The organism is Methylobacterium sp. WL18 (assembly GCF_008040015.1).
Taxonomy (GTDB): Bacteria; Pseudomonadota; Alphaproteobacteria; order Rhizobiales; family Beijerinckiaceae; genus Methylobacterium; species Methylobacterium mesophilicum.
The window spans coordinates 1-3,279 of the sequence record NZ_VRVD01000527.1 but is presented as its reverse complement, the minus strand read 5'-3'; the positions used below and the strand labels follow the sequence as shown (position 1 = coordinate 3,279).

The following is a 3,279-nucleotide window of genomic DNA, read 5'->3' as shown; positions in this document are numbered from 1 at the left end:
TGCAGGCGTCGGGCGGCCCACACCGACACGCTGGTCTTCCTCGACGTCGATTGCATCCCGTCGCACGGCCTGGTCGCCGGCCTGTCGGACGCGGTGGCCCAGCATGACGCCTTGATCTGCTGCGAGATCGGCTACCTGCCCGCCGGCGCGGTCACCGATGGATGGCGGGAGGGCGACCTCCATCGGCTCGGCCATCCGCACCCGGTGCGCACTTTCCCGGGTCCCGGCCTGGTGGCGCCGGCACCGCAGCCCGGCCTGTTCTGGTCCCTGGCCTTCGCGGTGCGGGCCGCGACCTACGACCGGATCGGCGGCTTCGACGAGTCGTTCTCCGGCTACGGAGCCGAGGATACCGACCTCGCGTTCCGGGCCGATGCGGCCGGGGTACCGATCCTGTTCCTCGGCGGCCCGCGGGCATACCACCAGCACCATGCGAGCTACGATCCGCCGCTGCAGCACTTCCGCGACATCGTCGCCAACGCCGGCCGCTTCCACGCCCGCCACGGCGTCTGGCCGATGGACGGCTGGCTCGACGGGTTCGGTCGCCTCGGCCTGATCGCGGCCGACCGGTCGAACGGGATCGTGGTCTACCGCGACCCGACCCCGTCGGAGATGGCGGCGGCACGGCTGCCGGACACGCGGCCGTTCTGAGGATGTCTTGAACGTCTTGCGTCGCGACCGATCATGCCGGCCGCGACGCAGGGCAAATCGCCCCTCCCCGTGGGGAAGGGCAAAGGCGGCCTCACGCCTTCATGGCGTTCGCCTTCTCGATCAGCGCCTCGGCCATGCGGATCGACGCGATGTCGATCAGGCGGCCGTCGAGGGAGACGGCGCCGCGGCCGGCCTTGGCGGCCTCCTGCATGGCTTCCAGGATGCGGCGGGCCTTGGTGACCTCGGCCTCGGACGGCGTGAACACCTCGTTGGCGAGGTCGATCTGCGAGGGATGGATCGCCCACTTGCCCTCGAAGCCCAGCGCGGCGCAGCGCTTGGCCGCCGACTTGTAGCCGTCCGGATCGGAGAAATCGCCGAACGGGCCGTCGATCGGGCGCAGGCCGTAGGCGCGGCAGGCCACCAGCATGCGGTTCTGGGCGAACAGCCACGGGTCCTGCCAATGGGTCTGGCGGTTGCCGGCCTCGTCCTTGTCGGTGAGCACCGAGAAGTCGGCGTTGACGCCGCCGATCACCGTGGAGCGGGCGCGGGTCGAGGCAGCGTAGTCGGCCACGCCGAAGGACATCGCCTCGAGGCGCTTCGACGACTGGGCGATCGCCTCGACGTTGGCCATGCCGAGCGCGGTCTCGATCAGCACCTCGAAGCCGATCTGCTTCTCGCGCTTCTTGGCCTGCTCGATCTGGGTGACCAGCACGTCGATGGCGTAGACGTCGGCCGGCACGCCGACCTTGGGGATCAGCACCATGTCGAGGCGCGGGCAGGCTTCGACGATGTCGACCACGTCGCGGTACATGTAGTGGGTGTCGAGACCGTTGATGCGGATCATCATGGTCTTGGTGCCCCAATCCAGGTCGTTCAGAGCCTGGATGATGTTGGTGCGGGCCTTCTCCTTGTCGTCGGGGGCGACCGCATCCTCGAGGTCGAGGAAGATCACGTCGGCGGTCGACTGGGCCGACTTCTCCATGAAGGTCGGGTTCGAGCCCGGGACGGCGAGTTCGGAGCGATGCAGGCGCGGCTTGGCCTGCTGGATCAGCGTGAAGCTCATGGGTGTTTCTCTCTCCTGGTGACGGTTCTGGTGCCGCCGGGGTGCGTAGGGATCGCCCTCCGGGAACAAGATGGGTCAGGTGTCGGGCTCAGACAGGGCACCCCACCTCACCCGGTCGAGCCGAAGCCGACCGCGATGCAGTTGATCGACAGGAGCAGGGCGGATTTCACCGCCTCGCGCCGGTCCTCGTCGGTCTCGGCCCGGTAGCGGGCCAGCAGCTCGACCTGCTCGCGGCCGACCTGGTTGATCGTCGGCAGCCGGCCCTTCAGCCGGTCGCGGAACAGCGGGAAGCGCTCGGCCAGCTCGGTTCCGCCGCTCACCCGCAGCACCATCTCACGGGTGAGCGCGTACTCGGCCTCGATCATCGAGAAGATCCGGTCCCGGACGCCTGCGTCCTGGACGAGGCCCGCATAGGCCCGGGCGATGTCGAGATCGACCATCATCAAGGTCTTCTCGACCTCGTCGAGGACGAGGCGGAACACGCGGGATTCCTGGAACAGGCGGCGCAAGGTCGCCTCGCCGTCCGGGCCGCGCACCTCGAGGAAGCTCGCGAGCCCCGAGCCGACGCCGTACCAGCCCGTGATCACGTGCCGGTTCTGCGACCAGGCGAACACCCACGGGATCGCCCGGAGATCCGAGAGCGAGCGGGCGCCGAACCGGCGTGCCGGACGCGAGCCGATATTCAGGAGCGCGATCTCGTCCAGCGGGCTCGCCGACTGGAAGTAGTCGACCAGCCCGTCGGTCTGAAGCAGCCGGACGTAGGCCGCCCGCGAGGCGCCGGCCAACGCCTCCAGGGCGTCGTCGTGGCCGACACTCGCCCGCTCGCCGTCACCCGCCAGGGCGTGCTCGAACACCGAGGCGGCGAGCAGCTCCATCTGGTAGGCGGCGGTGCCGCGGTTGGCGTACTTGAACGAGACGACCTCGCCCTGCTCGGTGGTGCGGAACCGGCCGCGGATCGAGCCCGGCGGCTGGGCCATGATGCCCCGGTGGGTCGGCACGCCGCCCCGGCTCACCGAGCCGCCGCGGCCGTGGAAGAACGCGATGCCGACGCCGAGTTCCTGGCCGAGGCGGGTGAGCTTGCTCTGCGCCTTGTACAGCTCCCAGTTGGCGGCGACGAAGCCGCCATCCTTGTTGGAGTCGGAATAGCCGATCATCACCTCCTGGACGCCGCCCTGCCAGCGGGTCGAGCGGCGCACCACCGGAACGGTCAGGAGTTCGCGCATGATCGCCGGGGCGGCGCGCAGGTCGTCGATGGTCTCGAACAGCGGCACGATCGCGAGCGGACAGATCTCCGGGCGGATCTCCGGGCCGGCGGCATCGAGGAACACGCCGGCCTCCTTGGCCAGCAGGTAGGCGCCGAGCACGTCCTCGACGGAGCGGGTCATCGACAGGACGAAGGCGCCGAACGCCTCCCGGTCGAGGGTCTCGCGCATCTCGGCGACCAGCGCGAAGGTCGCCAGCGTCTCACGGGCTGCGTCGGGCAGGTTCTCGAAGGAGCGCTCGGGATCCCGGGGCCGCACCAGTTCGGCGTCGAGCCATTGCCGCCACGCCGCGGTGCCGAGCGCCGG

3 protein-coding genes are annotated in these 3,279 nt (G+C 69.9%); 1 reads left to right on the top strand and 2 read right to left on the bottom strand.

Annotation, left to right across the window (positions count from 1 at the left end; all coding sequences use genetic code 11):
- A partial coding sequence (locus FV228_RS24375) for a galactosyltransferase-related protein (protein ID WP_147856922.1) occupies positions 1 to 648 on the top strand: 648 nt, incomplete at its 5' end.
- A gap of 91 nt (positions 649 to 739) precedes the next feature.
- Here the strand turns inward: FV228_RS24375 and FV228_RS24370 are convergent.
- Together FV228_RS24370 and FV228_RS24365 are read right to left on the bottom strand one after the other, a co-directional pair.
- Complete coding sequence (locus tag FV228_RS24370) at positions 740 to 1,711, bottom strand: CoA ester lyase (RefSeq protein WP_147856921.1); 972 nt, start codon at positions 1,709 to 1,711, stop codon at positions 740 to 742.
- 107 nt (positions 1,712 to 1,818) lie between these two features.
- On the bottom strand, positions 1,819 to 3,279 hold a 1,461-nt coding region (locus FV228_RS24365; protein WP_147856920.1), incomplete at its 5' end, for a phosphoenolpyruvate carboxylase.

Excerpts from the sequence above, each read along its gene's own strand:
- FV228_RS24370 (WP_147856921.1), bottom strand. The coding sequence starts at position 1,711 with ATGAGCTTCACGCTGATCCAGCAGGCCAAGCCGCGCCTGCATCGCTCC.